The 14,306-nt window shown below is 69.5% G+C and carries 16 protein-coding genes and 1 pseudogene; 12 read left to right on the top strand and 5 right to left on the bottom strand.

The features are described 5' to 3' along the window. Positions 1-52 precede the first annotated feature (52 nt). Genes moxR1 through AC5Y7V_RS20270 form a run of 3 tightly spaced genes read left to right on the top strand, consistent with a single transcriptional unit; the run spans position 53 to position 3,137 of the window. Positions 53-1,183 (top strand): chaperone MoxR1, encoded by a 1,131-nt coding sequence (gene moxR1 / locus AC5Y7V_RS20280; RefSeq protein ID WP_499881831.1) that lies wholly within the window; start codon positions 53-55, stop codon positions 1,181-1,183. Next, entirely contained in the window at positions 1,180-2,133 is a 954-nt protein-coding gene (locus tag AC5Y7V_RS20275; RefSeq protein WP_067014753.1) for a DUF58 domain-containing protein, read from the top strand. The genes moxR1 and AC5Y7V_RS20275 overlap by 4 nt, the downstream gene beginning before the upstream one ends. Beyond that, positions 2,130-3,137 carry a VWA domain-containing protein gene (locus AC5Y7V_RS20270; protein WP_499881830.1) on the top strand — a complete coding sequence of 336 codons (1,008 nt, stop codon included), beginning with the start codon at positions 2,130-2,132 and terminating at the stop codon, positions 3,135-3,137. The genes AC5Y7V_RS20275 and AC5Y7V_RS20270 overlap by 4 nt, the downstream gene beginning before the upstream one ends. A 58-nt stretch (positions 3,138-3,195) precedes the next feature. On the opposite strand, the gene AC5Y7V_RS20265 is transcribed toward AC5Y7V_RS20270, so the two are convergent. After that, entirely contained in the window at positions 3,196-4,035 is an 840-nt protein-coding gene (locus AC5Y7V_RS20265) for a type IV toxin-antitoxin system AbiEi family antitoxin (RefSeq protein ID WP_499881829.1), read from the bottom strand. Between the two features lie 146 nt (positions 4,036-4,181). On the opposite strand from AC5Y7V_RS20265, the gene fabG1 reads away from it, so the two are divergent. From fabG1 to AC5Y7V_RS20250, 3 genes and pseudogenes are all read left to right on the top strand, one after another. Further along, positions 4,182-4,925: a 3-oxoacyl-ACP reductase FabG1 gene (gene fabG1, locus AC5Y7V_RS20260; RefSeq protein WP_499881828.1), complete on the top strand. Its 744-nt coding sequence runs from the start codon at positions 4,182-4,184 to the stop codon at positions 4,923-4,925. A 13-nt stretch (positions 4,926-4,938) separates the two neighbouring features. Next, positions 4,939-5,748, top strand: coding sequence for an NADH-dependent enoyl-ACP reductase InhA (gene inhA / locus AC5Y7V_RS20255; RefSeq protein WP_499881827.1), 810 nt, complete (start codon positions 4,939-4,941; stop codon positions 5,746-5,748). 6 nt (positions 5,749-5,754) lie between these two features. Further along, a pseudogene (locus AC5Y7V_RS20250) lies at positions 5,755-6,781 on the top strand (ferrochelatase); the annotation flags it as partial. Here the strand turns inward: AC5Y7V_RS20250 and AC5Y7V_RS20245 are convergent. Further along, positions 6,753-7,673 carry an Rv1486c family protein gene (locus tag AC5Y7V_RS20245; RefSeq protein WP_499881826.1) on the bottom strand — a complete coding sequence of 307 codons (921 nt, stop codon included), beginning with the start codon at positions 7,671-7,673 and terminating at the stop codon, positions 6,753-6,755. The pseudogene AC5Y7V_RS20250 and the gene AC5Y7V_RS20245 sit on opposite strands and share 29 nt — an antisense overlap. Before the next feature lie 57 nt (positions 7,674-7,730). On the opposite strand from AC5Y7V_RS20245, the gene AC5Y7V_RS20240 reads away from it, so the two are divergent. Genes AC5Y7V_RS20240 through AC5Y7V_RS20225 form a run of 4 tightly spaced genes read left to right on the top strand, consistent with a single transcriptional unit; the run spans position 7,731 to position 11,135 of the window. Then, the gene (locus tag AC5Y7V_RS20240) at positions 7,731-8,165 is read left to right on the top strand and encodes an NfeD family protein (protein ID WP_499881825.1); all 435 of its coding nucleotides are present in this window, start codon (positions 7,731-7,733) and stop codon (positions 8,163-8,165) included. 28 nt (positions 8,166-8,193) lie between these two features. Then, complete coding sequence (locus tag AC5Y7V_RS20235; protein WP_499881824.1) at positions 8,194-9,333, top strand: SPFH domain-containing protein; 1,140 nt, start codon at positions 8,194-8,196, stop codon at positions 9,331-9,333. A 9-nt stretch (positions 9,334-9,342) separates the two neighbouring features. Beyond that, on the top strand, positions 9,343-9,699 hold the full coding sequence (locus AC5Y7V_RS20230; protein WP_499881823.1) for a DoxX family protein: 357 nt from the start codon (positions 9,343-9,345) through the stop codon (positions 9,697-9,699). Positions 9,700-9,731: 32 nt separating this feature from the next. Continuing rightward, complete coding sequence (locus tag AC5Y7V_RS20225) at positions 9,732-11,135, top strand: MFS transporter (protein ID WP_499881822.1); 1,404 nt, start codon at positions 9,732-9,734, stop codon at positions 11,133-11,135. Here the strand turns inward: AC5Y7V_RS20225 and AC5Y7V_RS20220 are convergent. Genes AC5Y7V_RS20220 through AC5Y7V_RS20210 form a run of 3 tightly spaced genes read right to left on the bottom strand, consistent with a single transcriptional unit; the run spans position 11,060 to position 12,016 of the window. Further along, complete coding sequence (locus tag AC5Y7V_RS20220; RefSeq protein WP_499881821.1) at positions 11,060-11,329, bottom strand: hypothetical protein; 270 nt, start codon at positions 11,327-11,329, stop codon at positions 11,060-11,062. The genes AC5Y7V_RS20225 and AC5Y7V_RS20220 overlap by 76 nt on opposite strands. A 40-nt stretch (positions 11,330-11,369) precedes the next feature. Next, complete coding sequence (locus AC5Y7V_RS20215) at positions 11,370-11,786, bottom strand: type II toxin-antitoxin system VapC family toxin (RefSeq protein ID WP_499881820.1); 417 nt, start codon at positions 11,784-11,786, stop codon at positions 11,370-11,372. Continuing rightward, positions 11,783-12,016 (bottom strand): FitA-like ribbon-helix-helix domain-containing protein, encoded by a 234-nt coding sequence (locus AC5Y7V_RS20210; protein WP_499881819.1) that lies wholly within the window; start codon positions 12,014-12,016, stop codon positions 11,783-11,785. The genes AC5Y7V_RS20215 and AC5Y7V_RS20210 overlap by 4 nt, the downstream gene beginning before the upstream one ends. A 114-nt stretch (positions 12,017-12,130) precedes the next feature. Here AC5Y7V_RS20210 and AC5Y7V_RS20205 point away from each other — a divergent pair, with 114 nt between their 5' ends. Together AC5Y7V_RS20205 and AC5Y7V_RS20200 are read left to right on the top strand one after the other, a co-directional pair. Continuing rightward, positions 12,131-12,829, top strand: coding sequence for a response regulator transcription factor (locus tag AC5Y7V_RS20205; protein ID WP_499881818.1), 699 nt, complete (start codon positions 12,131-12,133; stop codon positions 12,827-12,829). Then, the gene (locus AC5Y7V_RS20200) at positions 12,826-14,298 is read left to right on the top strand and encodes a sensor histidine kinase (RefSeq protein WP_499881817.1); all 1,473 of its coding nucleotides are present in this window, start codon (positions 12,826-12,828) and stop codon (positions 14,296-14,298) included. The genes AC5Y7V_RS20205 and AC5Y7V_RS20200 overlap by 4 nt, the downstream gene beginning before the upstream one ends. Positions 14,299-14,306: the final 8 nt, after the last annotated feature.

Raw genomic sequence — 14,306 nt, 5'->3', positions numbered from 1 at the left:
AGGGCACGTCGCTGCCCGGCAGTCGTGTCCGTTTGAGCGTGGAGGGTTCTTGATGACATCAGCAGGTGGGCCGCCCCCGGGCGCCAGCAGCTACCCGGGCCCTGGTGGTCCGTCCGGCCCTCCGGCCCACGAGGCGCCCCCGGGCGCCGGTAACGGGCTGGCCGCCGAGGTCCACACGCTGGAACGGGCCATCTTCGAGGTCAAACGCATCATCGTCGGGCAGGACCAGCTGGTGGAGCGCATGCTGGTCGGCCTGTTGTCCAAGGGCCACGTCCTGCTCGAGGGCGTTCCCGGCGTCGCCAAGACGCTGGCCGTGGAGACGTTCGCCCGGGTGGTCGGCGGGACGTTCGCGCGCATCCAGTTCACGCCCGACCTGGTGCCCACCGACATCATCGGTACCCGCATCTACCGGCAGGGCAAGGAGGAGTTCGACACCGAACTCGGCCCGGTGGTGGTCAACTTCCTGCTCGCCGACGAGATCAACCGCGCGCCGGCGAAGGTGCAGTCGGCGCTGCTGGAGGTCATGCAGGAACGCCACGTGTCCATCGGCGGTAAGACCTTCCCGCTGCCCAACCCGTTCCTGGTGATGGCCACCCAGAACCCGATCGAGCACGAGGGCGTCTACCCGCTGCCCGAGGCCCAGCGCGACCGCTTTCTGTTCAAGATCAACGTCGGCTACCCGACGCCGGAAGAGGAGCGGGAGATCATCTACCGGATGGGCGTCAAGCCGCCGGTGCCCAAGCAGATCCTGAACACCGGCGACCTGCTGCGGCTGCAGGACATCGCGTCCAACGTCTTCGTCCACCACGCGCTGGTCGACTACGTGGTGCGCGTCGTCACCGCCACCCGCAACCCCGAGCAACTCGGCATGAACGACGTCAAGACCTGGGTCTCGTTCGGCGCGTCACCGCGCGCCTCGCTGGGCATCATCGCCGGCGCCCGCTCGCTGGCGCTGGTGCGGGGCCGCGACTACGTGATCCCGCAGGACGTCGTCGAGGTCATTCCCGACGTGCTGCGGCACCGGTTGATATTGACCTACGACGCGCTCGCCGACGAGATCTCGCCGGAGATCGTCATCAACCGGATTCTGCAGACGGTGGCCCTGCCGCAGGTGAATGCCGTTCCGCAGCAAGGTCATTCGGTGCCCCCGGTGATGCAGACCGTGGCGGCTAGCGGTCGGTGACCGACCCCCAGAAGCCGGCGGTGCGCCATCCGCCATCCTTTGAGCGCGGGCAGATCGACGACCCGAAGCTGTCGGCGGCGCTGCGCCAGCTGGAGCTCACGGTCAAGCGCAAGCTCGACGGTGTGCTGCACGGCGATCATCTCGGCCTGATCCCGGGGCCGGGCAGCGAGCCGGGGGAGTCGCGCGAGTACCAGCCCGGCGACGACGTCCGGCGGATGGACTGGGCCGTTACCGCGCGCACCATGCACCCGCACGTCCGGCAGATGATCGCCGACCGCGAACTGGAGACCTGGATGGTGGTCGACATGTCGGCCAGCCTGGACTTCGGCACCACGGTGTGCGAGAAGCGCGACCTGGCGGTGGCCGCCGCGGCGGCGATCACCTTCCTCAACAGCGGCGGCGGCAACCGGCTCGGCGCGATCATCGCTACCGGCGCGACCATCACCCGGGTCCCGGCCCGCTCCGGGCGCCAGCACGAGCAGACGCTGTTGCGCACCATCGCCACCACGCCCAAGGCGCCGGTGGGGGTGCGCGGCGACCTGGCGACCGCGATCGACGCGTTGCGCCGGCCCGAACGCCGCCGCGGCATGGCCGTCATCATCAGCGACTTCCTCGGCCCCATCAACTGGATGCGCCCGCTGCGGGCGATCGCGGCCCGCCACGAGGTGCTGGCGATCGAGGTGCTCGACCCGCGCGACGTCGAGCTGCCCGACATCGGCGACGTCGTGTTGCAGGACGCCGAAACCGGCGTCACCCGGGAATTCACCATCGACGCCCAGCTGCGTGACGACTTCTCCAAGGCGGCCGCGGCGCACCGCGCGGAGGTGTCCCGCACCATCCGCAGCTGCGGGGCCCCGGTGCTGACGCTGCGCACCGACCGGGACTGGATCGCCGACATCGTCCGCTTCGTCGAGTCCCGCCGGCGCGGGGCACTGGCGGGCCGGCAGTGACACTGCCCCTCCTGGGCCCGATGACGCTGTCGGGCTTCGCGCACGCATGGTTTTTCCTCTTCCTCTTCGCGGCCGTCGGGTTGGCTGCGCTCTACATCGTGCTGCAGCTGGCGCGGCAGCGGCGGATGCTGCGGTTCGCCAACATGGAGCTGCTGGAAAGCGTTGCGCCGCAACGTCCCTCGCGGTGGCGGCACGTGCCGGCGATCCTGCTGGTGTTGGCGCTGGTGCTGTTCACGATCGCGATGGCGGGGCCGACGAACGACGTCCGGATTCCGCGCAACCGCGCGGTGGTGATGCTGGTGATCGACGTGTCGCAGTCGATGCGCGCCACCGACGTCCCGCCCAATCGCATGGCGGCGGCGCAGGAGGCCGCCAAGGCGTTCGCCGACGAGCTGACCCCGGGGATCAACCTCGGCCTGATCGAGTACGCGGGCACCGCGACCGTGCTGGTGTCCCCGACGACCAACCGGGAGGCGACCAAGAACGCGCTGGACAAGCTCCAGTTCGCCGACCGCACCGCCACCGGGGAGGGCATCTTCACCGCGCTGCAGGCGATCGCCACCGTCGGCGCGGTGATCGGCGGCGGCGACACGCCGCCGCCCGCGCGCATCGTGTTGTTCTCCGACGGCAAGGAGACGATGCCGACCAACCCGGACAACCCCAAGGGCGCCTTCACCGCCGCGCGCACCGCCAAGGACCAGGGCGTGCCCATCTCGACGATCTCGTTCGGCACGCCCTACGGCTTCGTCGAGATCAACGACCAGCGCCAGCCCGTTCCGGTCGACGACTCGACCATGAAGAAGGTCGCCGAGCTCTCCGGCGGGAACTGGTACAACGCCGCGAGCCTGGCCGAGCTGAAGGCCGTCTATGCGTCGCTGCAGCAGCAGATCGGCTACGAGACGATCAAGGGCGACGCCAGCTCGGGCTGGCTGCGGCTGGGTGCGCTGGTGCTGGCGCTCGCGGGGCTGGCGGCGCTGCTGATCAACCGGCGGCTGCCGACCTGAGTCTTCTTGCGCGTATCTAACCGGGCAGCGATTTTCGGCCGCGGATCTCGCCGTGTGGTTAGGTTCGCCGCGCACGCGCTTGGGTTACTCGGCGAATTATGTCCTCGGGATGGTCCTCGGCGACTACCCGGACCACGATCCACCCGTAACGCTCGAGCATCTCGAGCCGGCGGATGTCCTTTCGGTAGTGGTAGCGATTGGTCGCGTGGTGTGCACCGTCATACTCTGCCGCGACCTTGAGATCCTCCCATCCCATGTCCAAATAGGCTTCTGCCCAACCCCATTCATTGCGGACTGCGATCTGTGTCTGCGGACGCGGAAATCCGGCGCGAATGAGCAGCAGGCGTAGCCAGGTCTCCTTGGGCGATTGCGCACCGCCGTCAACCAGCTCGAGAGCGGCGCGGGCTGCTTTGATGCCACGTCGGCCCCGGTAGCGATCGACCAATTGCTCCACGTCGGCCATTTTCAGATGGGTTGCCTGAATGAGCGCGTCGGTCGCGGCGACGGCGGGGTCCAGCGGGAAACGACTGGCCAGGTCGAGTGCGGTCCGCTCTGGTGTAGTCACGCGCATACCGTCGACGACGCAGACTTCCTCGGCCTCGATGCGGTCTTCCCAGATTTGCACGCGCGGTTCGCGGCGGGCGTTGGTGTCGATGATCGCGGCGGGAAGACTCGCGTTGATCCACTTGGCACCGTGCAGCGCAGAAGCCGAGTAACCGGCCAGAATGCCGCGGCGGCGCGAGCGTAGCCACAACGCCTTCGCGCGCAATTGCGCGGTCAACTCCACATCGCGGGGCACGTAAACGTCTTTGTGAAGCGCGACGTACCGACTGCGCAACCGGTAGGGCGTCAGCGTGCCCGCAGATAGGGCTTCGCTGCCCAGAAAGGGCTCGATCATGGACGAAGTCTGCTGCGTGTTACCGACATCACTGCGCGAGTCGAACCGCACTGCGAAAATCCACCCCGGAAATCGCAGCCAGGTTAGGTTCGCGGGAAGAGCGAGGCGATTTCGGGCGTGCCGCGGGGAGACGATAGGTTGGCCGGGTGACTGAAGTAGCCACCGACGGCGGCAGACCCGCATTTGTATCCCGTTCGGTCCTGGTGACGGGCGGAAACCGGGGGATCGGTCTGGCGATCGCGCAGCGGCTGGCGGCCGACGGGCACAAGGTGGCCATCACGCACCGCGGATCCGGGGCACCCGAGGGGCTATTCGGCGTCGAATGCGACGTCACCGACAACGACGCCGTCGACCGCGCCTTCAAGGAGGTCGAGGAGCACCAGGGCCCGGTCGAGGTGCTGGTGTCCAACGCCGGCATCTCCAAAGACGCCTTCCTGATCCGGATGACCGAGGAGCGGTTCACCGAGGTCATCAACGCCAACCTCACCGGGGCGTTCCGGGTGGCCCAGCGGGCGTCGCGCAGTATGCAGCGCAAGCGGTTCGGCCGCATCATCTTCATCGGGTCGGTGTCCGGCATGTGGGGCATCGGCAATCAGGCCAACTACGCGGCCGCCAAGGCCGGCCTGATCGGCATGGCCCGCTCGATCTCCCGCGAGCTGTCCAAGGCCGGGGTGACCGCCAACGTGGTCGCCCCCGGCTACATCGACACCGAGATGACGCGCGCGCTGGACGAGCGGATCCAGGCGGGCGCACTGGAATTCATCCCGGCCAAGCGGGTCGGCACCGCCGAGGACGTCGCCGGGGCGGTCAGCTTCCTGGCGTCCGAGGACGCGAGCTACATCGCCGGCGCCGTCATCCCCGTCGACGGCGGCATGGGCATGGGCCACTAGTAGAAGGACGGACATGGCAGGACTGCTCGAAGGCAAACGGATTCTGGTCTCCGGGATCATCACCGACTCGTCGATCGCGTTTCACATCGCCAAGGTCGCCCAGGAAGCAGGGGCGCAGCTGGTGCTGACCGGATTCGACCGGTTGCGCCTGATCCAGCGCATCGCGGACCGGCTGCCGGAGAAGGCGCCGCTGATCGAGCTCGACGTGCAGGACGAGAAGCACCTGGCCACGCTGGCCGAGCGGGTGACGGCCGAGATCGGTGAGGGCAACAAGCTGGACGGGGTGGTGCATTCGATCGGCTTCATGCCGCAGACCGGGATGGGCATCAACCCGTTCTTCGACGCCCCGTACGAGGATGTGTCGAAAGGCATTCACATTTCCGCCTTTTCGTACGCCTCGCTGGCCAAGGCGCTGCTGCCGATCATGAACCCCGGTGGCTCCATCGTCGGCATGGACTTCGACCCGTCGCGCGCGATGCCGGCCTACAACTGGATGACGGTGGCCAAGAGCGCGCTGGAGTCGGTGAACCGATTCGTGGCGCGCGAGGCCGGGCCTTACGGCGTGCGCTCGAATCTCGTTGCGGCCGGCCCGATCCGGACGCTGGCGATGAGCGCGATCGTCGGCGGCGCCCTCGGCGAGGAGGCCGGGGCCCAGATGCAGCTGCTCGAGGAGGGCTGGGACCAGCGCGCACCGATCGGCTGGAACATGAAGGATCCGACGCCGGTCGCCAAGACGGTTTGCGCGCTGCTTTCGGAGTGGCTGCCGGCCACCACCGGAACCATCATCTACGCCGACGGCGGCGCCAGCACCCAGTTGCTCTAAGCACCAATGGATTTCGACGCGGTCCTGCTGCTGTCCTTCGGCGGCCCGGAAGGGCCCGATCAGGTGCGGCCGTTCCTGGAGAACGTGACGCGGGGCCGCAACGTGCCGCCCGAGCGCCTCGACGAGGTCGCCGAGCACTACCTGCATTTCGGCGGGGTGTCGCCGATCAACGGCATCAACCGCGCCCTGATGGACGAGCTGCGCGCGGTACTGGATCTGCCGGTGTATTTCGGCAACCGCAACTGGGAGCCCTACGTCGAGGACACCGTCGCCACCATGCGCGACACCGGCGTTCGCCGTGCCGCGGTGTTCACCACGTCGGCGTGGAGCGGCTATTCCAGCTGCACCCAGTACGTCGAAGACATCGCCCGCGCCCGCCGGGTGGCCGGGCCGGGCGCGCCCGAATTGGTGAAGCTACGGCCCTACTTCGACCATCCGCTCTTCGTCGAGATGTTCGCCGGCGCAGTCGCCGCCGCGGCCGAGACCGTGCCGGACGACGCGCGGCTGGTCTTCACCGCGCACTCGGTCCCGGTGGCCGCCGACGACCGCTTCGGCCCCCGGCTCTACAGCCGCCAAGTCGCCTATGCCACAAGGCTCGTCGCGGCGGCCGCCGGCTACACCGACTACGACCTGGCCTGGCAGTCGCGCTCGGGACCGCCCCAGGTCCAGTGGCTGGAGCCGGACGTGGGCGACCACCTTGCAACGCTGACCACCAAGGCCGTCATCGTCTGCCCGATCGGGTTCGTCGCCGACCACATCGAGGTGGTGTGGGACCTCGACCACGAGTTGCGAATACAGGCCGAGGCCGCGGGCATGGCCTTCGCCCGCGCGGCAACCCCCAACGCCGACAGGCGATTCGCCCGCCTCGCCGCCGACCTGATCGACGAGCTCCGGCACGGCAGTCCGCCGAATCGGGTGGGTGGAAGGGATCCCGTGCCGGGGTGCCTCGCCAGCGTCAACGGCGCGGCGTGCCGCCCGCCGCACTGCGTGGCGCAGCAACAGGATTAGTCCGCCCAGGCCGAGTGCAGGATCGCGTCGACCGCGGCCATCCGCGCCGACCGCACCACCGTGGTCAGCGGGCGCAGCGCGTCGGTTGCGATCTGTGCCTGCGACGACGACTGGGTGATCCCCGCGGCGATGCGGTCCGCGGGGGAGTCGGACCGGCTCAGCCCGGCGCTGACCGCGATGATGGCGTCGACGTGCGCGGCGTTCTCCAGCACCCGCAGCGCGCGCGACGGCGCATGCTCGGGAATGCGGTGCTGCCGTGCAGATTCCAGCAGCTGCTCGACGAGCCCGCGCGGATCGTCGACGTCCGATGCGGCGCCCAACCCGATGGCGCCGAGCGCATCCGCGGCCGAGCGCACGGCGGACCGCAGGGCGTATTCCGCGTCGCCGAGCTCGTACGGGTGCGGCGGGGCCGCGCCGGGCAGCGAGTACACCGTCCAGGACAGCGCGCACAATTCGTGCAGGCTCGCGTCCTCGTCGGGCCCGTCCAGGTCGCCGTAGCTGAACTCGGGGACCAGGCCGACGGCGGAGGTCGGATCGTCGGGGTCGGTGATGATCACCGCCTCGCCGGCGGCCAGCGCGTCGCTCTCGAACTGCGTTCCCGCCGCCAGCCCGCGCACGTCCCCGGGCACCGGCAGAACCAAGTTGATCGTCCCCCGCAAACGACCTGGCCACGCGGAGGCCGCCGAAACCGCCGGCCGGCCAACCGCCGCGCGCAGCGTTTGCAGCAGCGTGACCGTCCCGGCGTCGTGGACATCGGGCCACGGCAGTCCCGTGTGCCCGGCCGCGACGGCATCATACGCGGTGACCGATTGCTTTGGCGCCCAAAGGGATAACGCGTCCAACACATCGTCGGGCGCGGCCTTTCCCGCGAGCCAGGCGTTGGCCCACAGGGACAGCGAGACACTCGGACACCACATGATCTCGGAGTGTAGTTGTTTGGTCCGGCAAAGGCGGATTACGCGTATTCTGACCGCATGCCCGCCGCGGTGATTTGGCTCATATTCGCGCTGGTGCTTGCCGGTGCGGAGGCGCTGACCGGCGACATGTCCCTGTTGATGCTTTCCGGGGGCGCGCTGGCCGCCGCGGGCAGCACCTGGCTGCTGGGGTTGCCGCTCTGGGCCGACGCGTCGGTGTTCGTGGTCGTTTCGGTGCTGCTGCTGGTGTTGGTGCGGCCGGCGCTGCGGCGGCGGCTCACGCCCGCGAAGGGCCTGCCGACGGGCATCAAGGCGCTGGAGGGCAAGAGCGCGCTGGTCCTGGACCGCGTCGCGCGCGACGAGGGCCAGGTGAAGCTGGACGGCCAGGTATGGACGGCCCGGCCACTCAACGACAACGATGTCTACGAGCCCGGCGACCGGGTGACGGTCATGCAGATCAACGGCGCCACCGCGGTGGTGTTCAAGGACATGTAATCCCTCTGGAAAAATAGGAGGAAGCACGATGGCTGGGGTTGCTCTTTTAATAGTGGCGCTTGTGATCATCGTCTTTGGGATCGTCGTGGTGGCGAAGTCCGTTGCGCTGATCCCGCAGGCCGAGGCCGCGGTGATCGAACGCCTGGGCCGTTACAGCCGCACGGTCAGCGGGCAGCTGACGCTGCTGGTGCCGTTCATCGACCGCGTGCGCGCCCGCGTGGACCTGCGCGAGCGGGTGGTGTCGTTCCCGCCGCAGCCGGTGATCACCGAGGACAACCTGACCCTCAACATCGACACCGTGGTCTACTTCCAGGTCACCGTCCCGCAGGCGGCGGTCTACGAGATCAGCAACTACATCGTCGGCGTCGAGCAGCTCACCACGACCACGCTGCGCAACGTGGTCGGCGGGATGACCCTGGAGCAGACGCTGACCTCCCGCGACATGATCAACGGCCAGCTGCGCGGCGTGCTCGACGAGGCGACGGGCCGCTGGGGCCTGCGGGTCGCCCGGGTGGAGCTGCGCAGCATCGACCCGCCGCCGTCGATCCAGGCCTCGATGGAAAAGCAGATGAAGGCCGACCGGGAGAAGCGGGCGATGATCCTGACGGCCGAAGGTAGTCGCCAGGCGGCGATTACCCAGGCCGAGGGTGAGAAGCAGTCGCAGATCCTGGCCGCCGAGGGCGCCAAGCAGGCCGCGATCCTGGCCGCCGAGGCCGACCGGCAGTCCCGCATGCTGCGGGCGCAGGGCGAGCGCGCCGCGGCCTATCTGCGGGCGCAGGGTCAGGCCAAGGCCATCGAGAAGACGTTCGCCGCGATCAAGGCCGGCCGGCCCACCCCGGAGATGCTGGCCTACCAGTACCTGCAGACGCTGCCGGAGATGGCACGCGGTGATGCCAACAAGGTGTGGGTGGTGCCCAGCGACTTCAGCGCCGCGCTGCAGGGCTTCACCAGGCTGCTGGGCGCCCCGGGCGAGGACGGAGTGTTCCGGTTCCAGCCGTCCCCAGTGGAGGACGCGCCCAAGCACAGCGCCGACGACGACGCCGAAGTGGCCGACTGGTTCTCCACCGAAACCGACCCGGCGATCGCCCAGGTGGTGGCCAAGGCCGAGGCGATCGCCCGCCAGCCGGTGGACGGCCAGCCGGGGGCGCCGCCGGAGTTGACCCCATAGGCTGGCCGCATGAGCGCGCTGACATCACCGAAAACCTATGCGGCGCTTGCCGTCTTCCATGCCGTCGACGCGGTGGCCTGCGGGGTCCAGGTGGCCCCGATCAAAAAGGTTCTGGACGACCTGGGGGTGCCGGACGAGATTCGGCCCGTGCTGCCGGTCGTCAAGGCGGCTGCGGCGGTCGGCCTGCTCTCGGTCACCCGGTTCCCCGGCCTGGCCAGGCTGACGACGGCGATGCTGACGCTGTACTTCACCCTGGCCGTCGGCGCGCACATCCGGGCACGGGACAAGGTCGTCAATGCCCTTCCCGCCGCCACGTTCTTGGCCACTTTCGCGGCCATGACGGTGAAAGGCCCGGATCGGGACTAGTTGCCAAGCGTTGCGGGTAAGTCATTTACCCAATGAGTCGAAAAGCTGAGGTCCACGCCGCCGACAGGCGCGCGGCGCATCGGTCTATCCAGGGCACGGCCATCGGCAACTTCATGGAGGCGTACGACTTCACCCTGTTCAGCCTCGTCGCCACCCTCCTCGCGCAGACCTTCTATCCCGGGGGCAATTCCGGGGCGGGCAACCTGATCGCCACGTTCGGCACGATGACGGCGGGATTCGTGGTCCGGCCCCTGGGCGGGTTCATCTTCGGCCCGCTCGGCGACCGCATCGGGCGCAAGCCCGTGCTGGTGATGACGATCTCGCTGATGGCGGTGTGCGGCGCCGCCACCGGTGTGCTGCCCGGCTACCACGCCATCGGGATCTGGGCGCCCGTCCTGCTCACGGTCATTCGCATCGGCCAGGGACTCTCCTCGGGCGGCGAATACGCGGGCGCGATGACGTTCATCGCCGAACACGCCCCGGACCACAAACGCGGGACGCTGGCCGGGTTTCTGCCGGTGGGGACGCTGGCCGGCTTCGTGGTGGGCGCCGTGCTGGTGACGGGGCTGCAGACGGCCCTGCCGAGCGCCGACATGCTGGCCTGGGGCTGGCGCATACCGTTCCTGCTGGCCGCGCCGTTGGGCCTCGTCGCGGTTTACCTGCGCTCGCGGATCGACGAGTCGCCCGGTTACGAGAAGGTGCACAAGGTCGCGCTGCCTATCTCGGTTCGCACCCAATTCACGTTGACGGTCGTGCGGCAGTGGAAAGGGCTGCTGATCTGCCTCGGTGTCGAGCTCGCGGTCACCGACACCAGCTACATGGTCAGCGGGTACGTGCCGACCTACCTGAAGAAGACCGCGGGCGTGGGGGACACCGCGGCCCTGGTGATGGTCCTGATGGTGCTGGCCGTCCTGACGATCGGCGTGCTCCTCGTCGCGATGCTGTCCGACCGGATCGGCGTCAAACCGCTGATGTGGACGGGCTGCGGGCTGCTGATCGCGGTGTCGCTGCCGGCATTCGCGTTGATGCGGTTCGGCGGGGCGTATCCGACGAAGTTCGCCGGCGTGGCGCTGGTCGGGCTGCCCATGCTCTTCCTGAGCAGCCTCGAACCGGCGATCCTGCCCGCGCTGTTTCCCACCCACGTGCGCTACGGCGCGGTGTCGATCGGCTTCAACATCGCGGTTTCGGCCTTCGGCGGCACCACCCCGCTGATCGCCGAGACGCTGGTCGCCGGGACCGGAAACCCGATGATGCCGGCCTACATGCTGATGTTCGCCGGGCTGGTCGGCGCCATCACCCTGTTCTTCGCCCCGGAGGTGTCGGGCAAGCCGTTGCTGGGTTCAACGGACCTGGTCGGGGCTCAGCGCGGCAGCGGCGGCGCCGGTATGACGCCGGGCGTCGGCGCCGGTGTGGTGCCCGACGGCGGAGCCGGGTAGACGCAACCGGGCGCCGCGTTCGACCCCAGGGGCGGCGGATACGGCGGCGGGGGCAGCTGCACGCGGACCGTGAAGACCAATCCGGTGATCGCGAAGGCGGCGATCGCGCCGAGCGCCAAACCCACCAGCCCCACGCCGATTACGACGAGCGTGGAGTGGCGACGGACGGGGGGATTGGTGTCGTTGGAGGTCATGCTGGTTCCCCTGGTCGTCGGATGTGGGTATCTGAGGACGCTACTGTCCGGACGTGCCCTCGGGGATCGACACCGAACAGGTAATGCCCGGCGCTCGCAGGATCCGCCGGTCCAAAGTCACCAATGGGGCCGTGATGGTCTCGGCGAGCGCGACGTAGGCGGCGTCGTAGCTGGATAGATTCGCCCGCAGCTCCCAAGCGCGCGTCGCCAGCACGTCGTACGGCCAGAACTCGATCGGCAGATCGAGCAGGTCGGCGTGCGCTTGAGCGGCCTGGTCGGCCCCGATCACCCCGCCGCGCTCCGCGCGCCTGATGACGTTGGCGCATTCGTAGGGCAGCAACGTCGGTGCGAAAAGTTCCGCGTCCGCCAGACGCCCGGTTGCCCATTGCCCGTCGCCGCCCGAATCCAGCAGAAGGGCTATGACCGCCGACGCGTCGCAGACGACACGCCCGGTCACCGGCGCTCGGCGTCCTTGGCCGCGAGGATGGCGGCCGCGTCGAGGCGCGCTTGCGTTGCGTCGACCCTGGCGCGGGCCCGGGCGATGACATCCCGTGGTGTTGGCTTGTCCGCCGTGGCGACGAGCAGGCCGCGAAGGTATTCCTGTAGCGACTGGCCCGACCGGGCTGCACGAGCGGCCAGTTCGTCGCGAACGTCCCCGGGAACGCCCCGGATCGTGATAGCCACCATGCCTGCAGATTAGCATTGATGCAGGCATTATGCAGTCACTGAAACTGTCCGCGTCGGGCGGTTTCTTCAGGTTCGCTTCAGACGGCGGCGCGACGGCAGCCCGAGAATGAAACGATGAGCGATCGAACCCCCACCAGGCAGGCGGCGGCGCGGGTGCTGGTCGTGGAGGATTCGGAGGCGATCCGCGAGATGGTCGGTGAGGCATTGACCGACGCCGGGTACGTGACCGCGGTCCGCCCCGACGGCGCCGGGCTCGAGGACGCGTTGGAGGGCTTCCGGCCCGACCTGGTGATCCTGGATGTGATGCTGCCCGGCCGGGACGGTTTCGCGCTGATCGACGTGGTCCGGGACTGGGGCGGGGCCGGAATCGTGTTGCTCACCGCCCGCGACGGGTTGCCGGATCGGATCCGGGGGCTCGACGGCGGGGCCGACGACTACGTGGTCAAACCCTTCGAACTGGCCGAGCTGCTCTCGCGGGTCGGCGCGGTGCTGCGCCGCGGCGGCCGGTTGCCCTCGGCGGTTCAATTCGGCGACCTGACCCTCGACCTGGAGGCCGGAGTCGCCTCGCGATCGGGTAACCCGTTGGCGCTGACCGGCACCGAGCTCAGGCTGCTGGGCTTCCTGGTGGAGCAGCGCGGCCGGATCGTCAGCACGGGCCAAATCCTGAACGCGGTGTGGGGTTACGACGCCTACGACGCCAACCTGGTGCACGTCCACGTCAGCGGGCTGCGGCGCAAGCTCGAGGCGCACGGCCCGCGCGTCCTGCACACCGTGCGGGGCATCGGTTACCGCCTGCAGGCGGTGCGGCCATGACGGGGACAACGCGGACACCGTCGCTGCGGCGTCGGGTGATCGTGATGGTGCTCGGCCTGCTCACCGTGCTGCTGGTGGTGCTCGGGGTCGCGATCGACCTGGTCGTCGGATCGCAGGCCCGCCGCGATCTGCACGATCGATTGATGGCGACGGCGGCGCGCGCGGACGCCTTGGCCGCCGCCAACACTCCACCCGAGCGCCTGGTCGCGCAGCTCGGTGGCGGCGGCATCCGCGCGCTGCTGATCACCCCGGATGGAACCAGCTACGGCGACCACGCGATAAGCCCCGACACCACGGCGGGGGCGACCGAGCTGCCGCCCGCGCCGCCGCCGTGGGGCCCGCCACCTCCGCCGTGGGGGCCGCCCCCACCACCGCCCCCGTGGGGCCCACCGCCGCCACCGCCCCCGGACGCCACCGCCGCGGTCGTCGTGCACCCGCTGAACACCGGCGGAAAGGTGATCCTGGTTGCCGACACGACCCAGACGACCGCGCTGCTGCGCCGGCTGCGCGAGGTCATGGTGGTGGCGAGCTTGGCCATCCTCGCCGCCGCCGGTCTGCTGCTCATCCTGGTCACCGGCGCCGCGCTGCGTCCCCTCGACCGGCTCACCACCCTGGCTCGATCCATCACCACCGGCGACCGGGGTAGGCGCCTGCGTCCCGACCGCCCGAGCACCGAATTAGGCCGCGCGGCTGCGGCTTTCGACGGCATGCTCGACGCCCTGGAAGCCTCCGAGGACCGGGCCCGGCAGTCCGCCGAGTCCGCGCAGCGCGCCGAGGCGGCGACCAGGAGATTCCTCGTCGACGCCGCGCACGAGCTGCGCACGCCGATCGCCGGCATCCAGGTAGCCGCCGAGCAGCTCGTCAGCAACGCCGGCCAGCATCAACACGACGATGCGGCCCGCGGCCAGTATCGCCGCGCCAGCCTGTTGCTGTCCGACGCCCGCCGCGCCGGACGCCTGGTGGCCGACATGCTGGACCTGAGCCGCATCGACGCCGGGCTGCCGCTGGATCTGCAGGACGTCGACCTCGCCGCCTTGCTCGATGCCGAAGCCGACCGGGCGGCGATGCTCGCGCCGCGTGTCACGGTCGTCCGGACCGGCCTGGACGAACTCGAGGTCAAAGCCGACCCGACCCGGCTGGCCCAGATCTTGTCCAACCTGCTCGACAACGCCCGGAGGTACACCCCCGCGGGCGGCGGCATCCACATCGAGCTCCGCTCCGACGACTACATGGCAGAGGTGATCGTCACCGACACCGGCCCCGGCATTCCCGCCGACGAGCGCGACCGCATCTTCGAGCGGCTGGTACGCCTCGACGCCGGGCGCGCCCGCGACCACGGCGGCGCCGGGCTGGGCCTACCGATCGCCAGGGCGCTGGCGCGCGCGCATGGCGGAGAGCTGACGTGTCTGCCGCGCGAGGGCGGGGCCCAGTTCCGGCTCACCCTGCCGCTCGACGCGCACGTGAATTGAGGGAGCGG

This window comes from Mycobacterium sp. NGS34, assembly GCF_059812845.1.
Note: the sequence above shows the minus strand (reverse complement) of the source record. Positions and strands in the feature narration are given on the sequence as shown.

Excerpts from the sequence above, each read along its gene's own strand:
- moxR1 (WP_499881831.1), top strand. The coding sequence starts at position 53 with ATGACATCAGCAGGTGGGCCGCCCCCGGGCGCCAGCAGCTACCCGGGC.
- AC5Y7V_RS20265 (WP_499881829.1), bottom strand. The coding sequence starts at position 4,035 with ATGATCGAGCCCTTTCTGGGCAGCGAAGCCCTATCTGCGGGCACGCTG.
- inhA (WP_499881827.1), top strand. The coding sequence starts at position 4,939 with ATGGCAGGACTGCTCGAAGGCAAACGGATTCTGGTCTCCGGGATCATC.
- AC5Y7V_RS20245 (WP_499881826.1), bottom strand. The coding sequence starts at position 7,673 with ATGTGGTGTCCGAGTGTCTCGCTGTCCCTGTGGGCCAACGCCTGGCTC.
- AC5Y7V_RS20240 (WP_499881825.1), top strand. The coding sequence starts at position 7,731 with ATGCCCGCCGCGGTGATTTGGCTCATATTCGCGCTGGTGCTTGCCGGT.
- AC5Y7V_RS20235 (WP_499881824.1), top strand. The coding sequence starts at position 8,194 with ATGGCTGGGGTTGCTCTTTTAATAGTGGCGCTTGTGATCATCGTCTTT.
- AC5Y7V_RS20230 (WP_499881823.1), top strand. The coding sequence starts at position 9,343 with ATGAGCGCGCTGACATCACCGAAAACCTATGCGGCGCTTGCCGTCTTC.
- AC5Y7V_RS20225 (WP_499881822.1), top strand. The coding sequence starts at position 9,732 with ATGAGTCGAAAAGCTGAGGTCCACGCCGCCGACAGGCGCGCGGCGCAT.
- AC5Y7V_RS20220 (WP_499881821.1), bottom strand. The coding sequence starts at position 11,329 with ATGACCTCCAACGACACCAATCCCCCCGTCCGTCGCCACTCCACGCTC.
- AC5Y7V_RS20210 (WP_499881819.1), bottom strand. The coding sequence starts at position 12,016 with ATGGTGGCTATCACGATCCGGGGCGTTCCCGGGGACGTTCGCGACGAA.
- AC5Y7V_RS20205 (WP_499881818.1), top strand. The coding sequence starts at position 12,131 with ATGAGCGATCGAACCCCCACCAGGCAGGCGGCGGCGCGGGTGCTGGTC.
- AC5Y7V_RS20200 (WP_499881817.1), top strand. The coding sequence starts at position 12,826 with ATGACGGGGACAACGCGGACACCGTCGCTGCGGCGTCGGGTGATCGTG.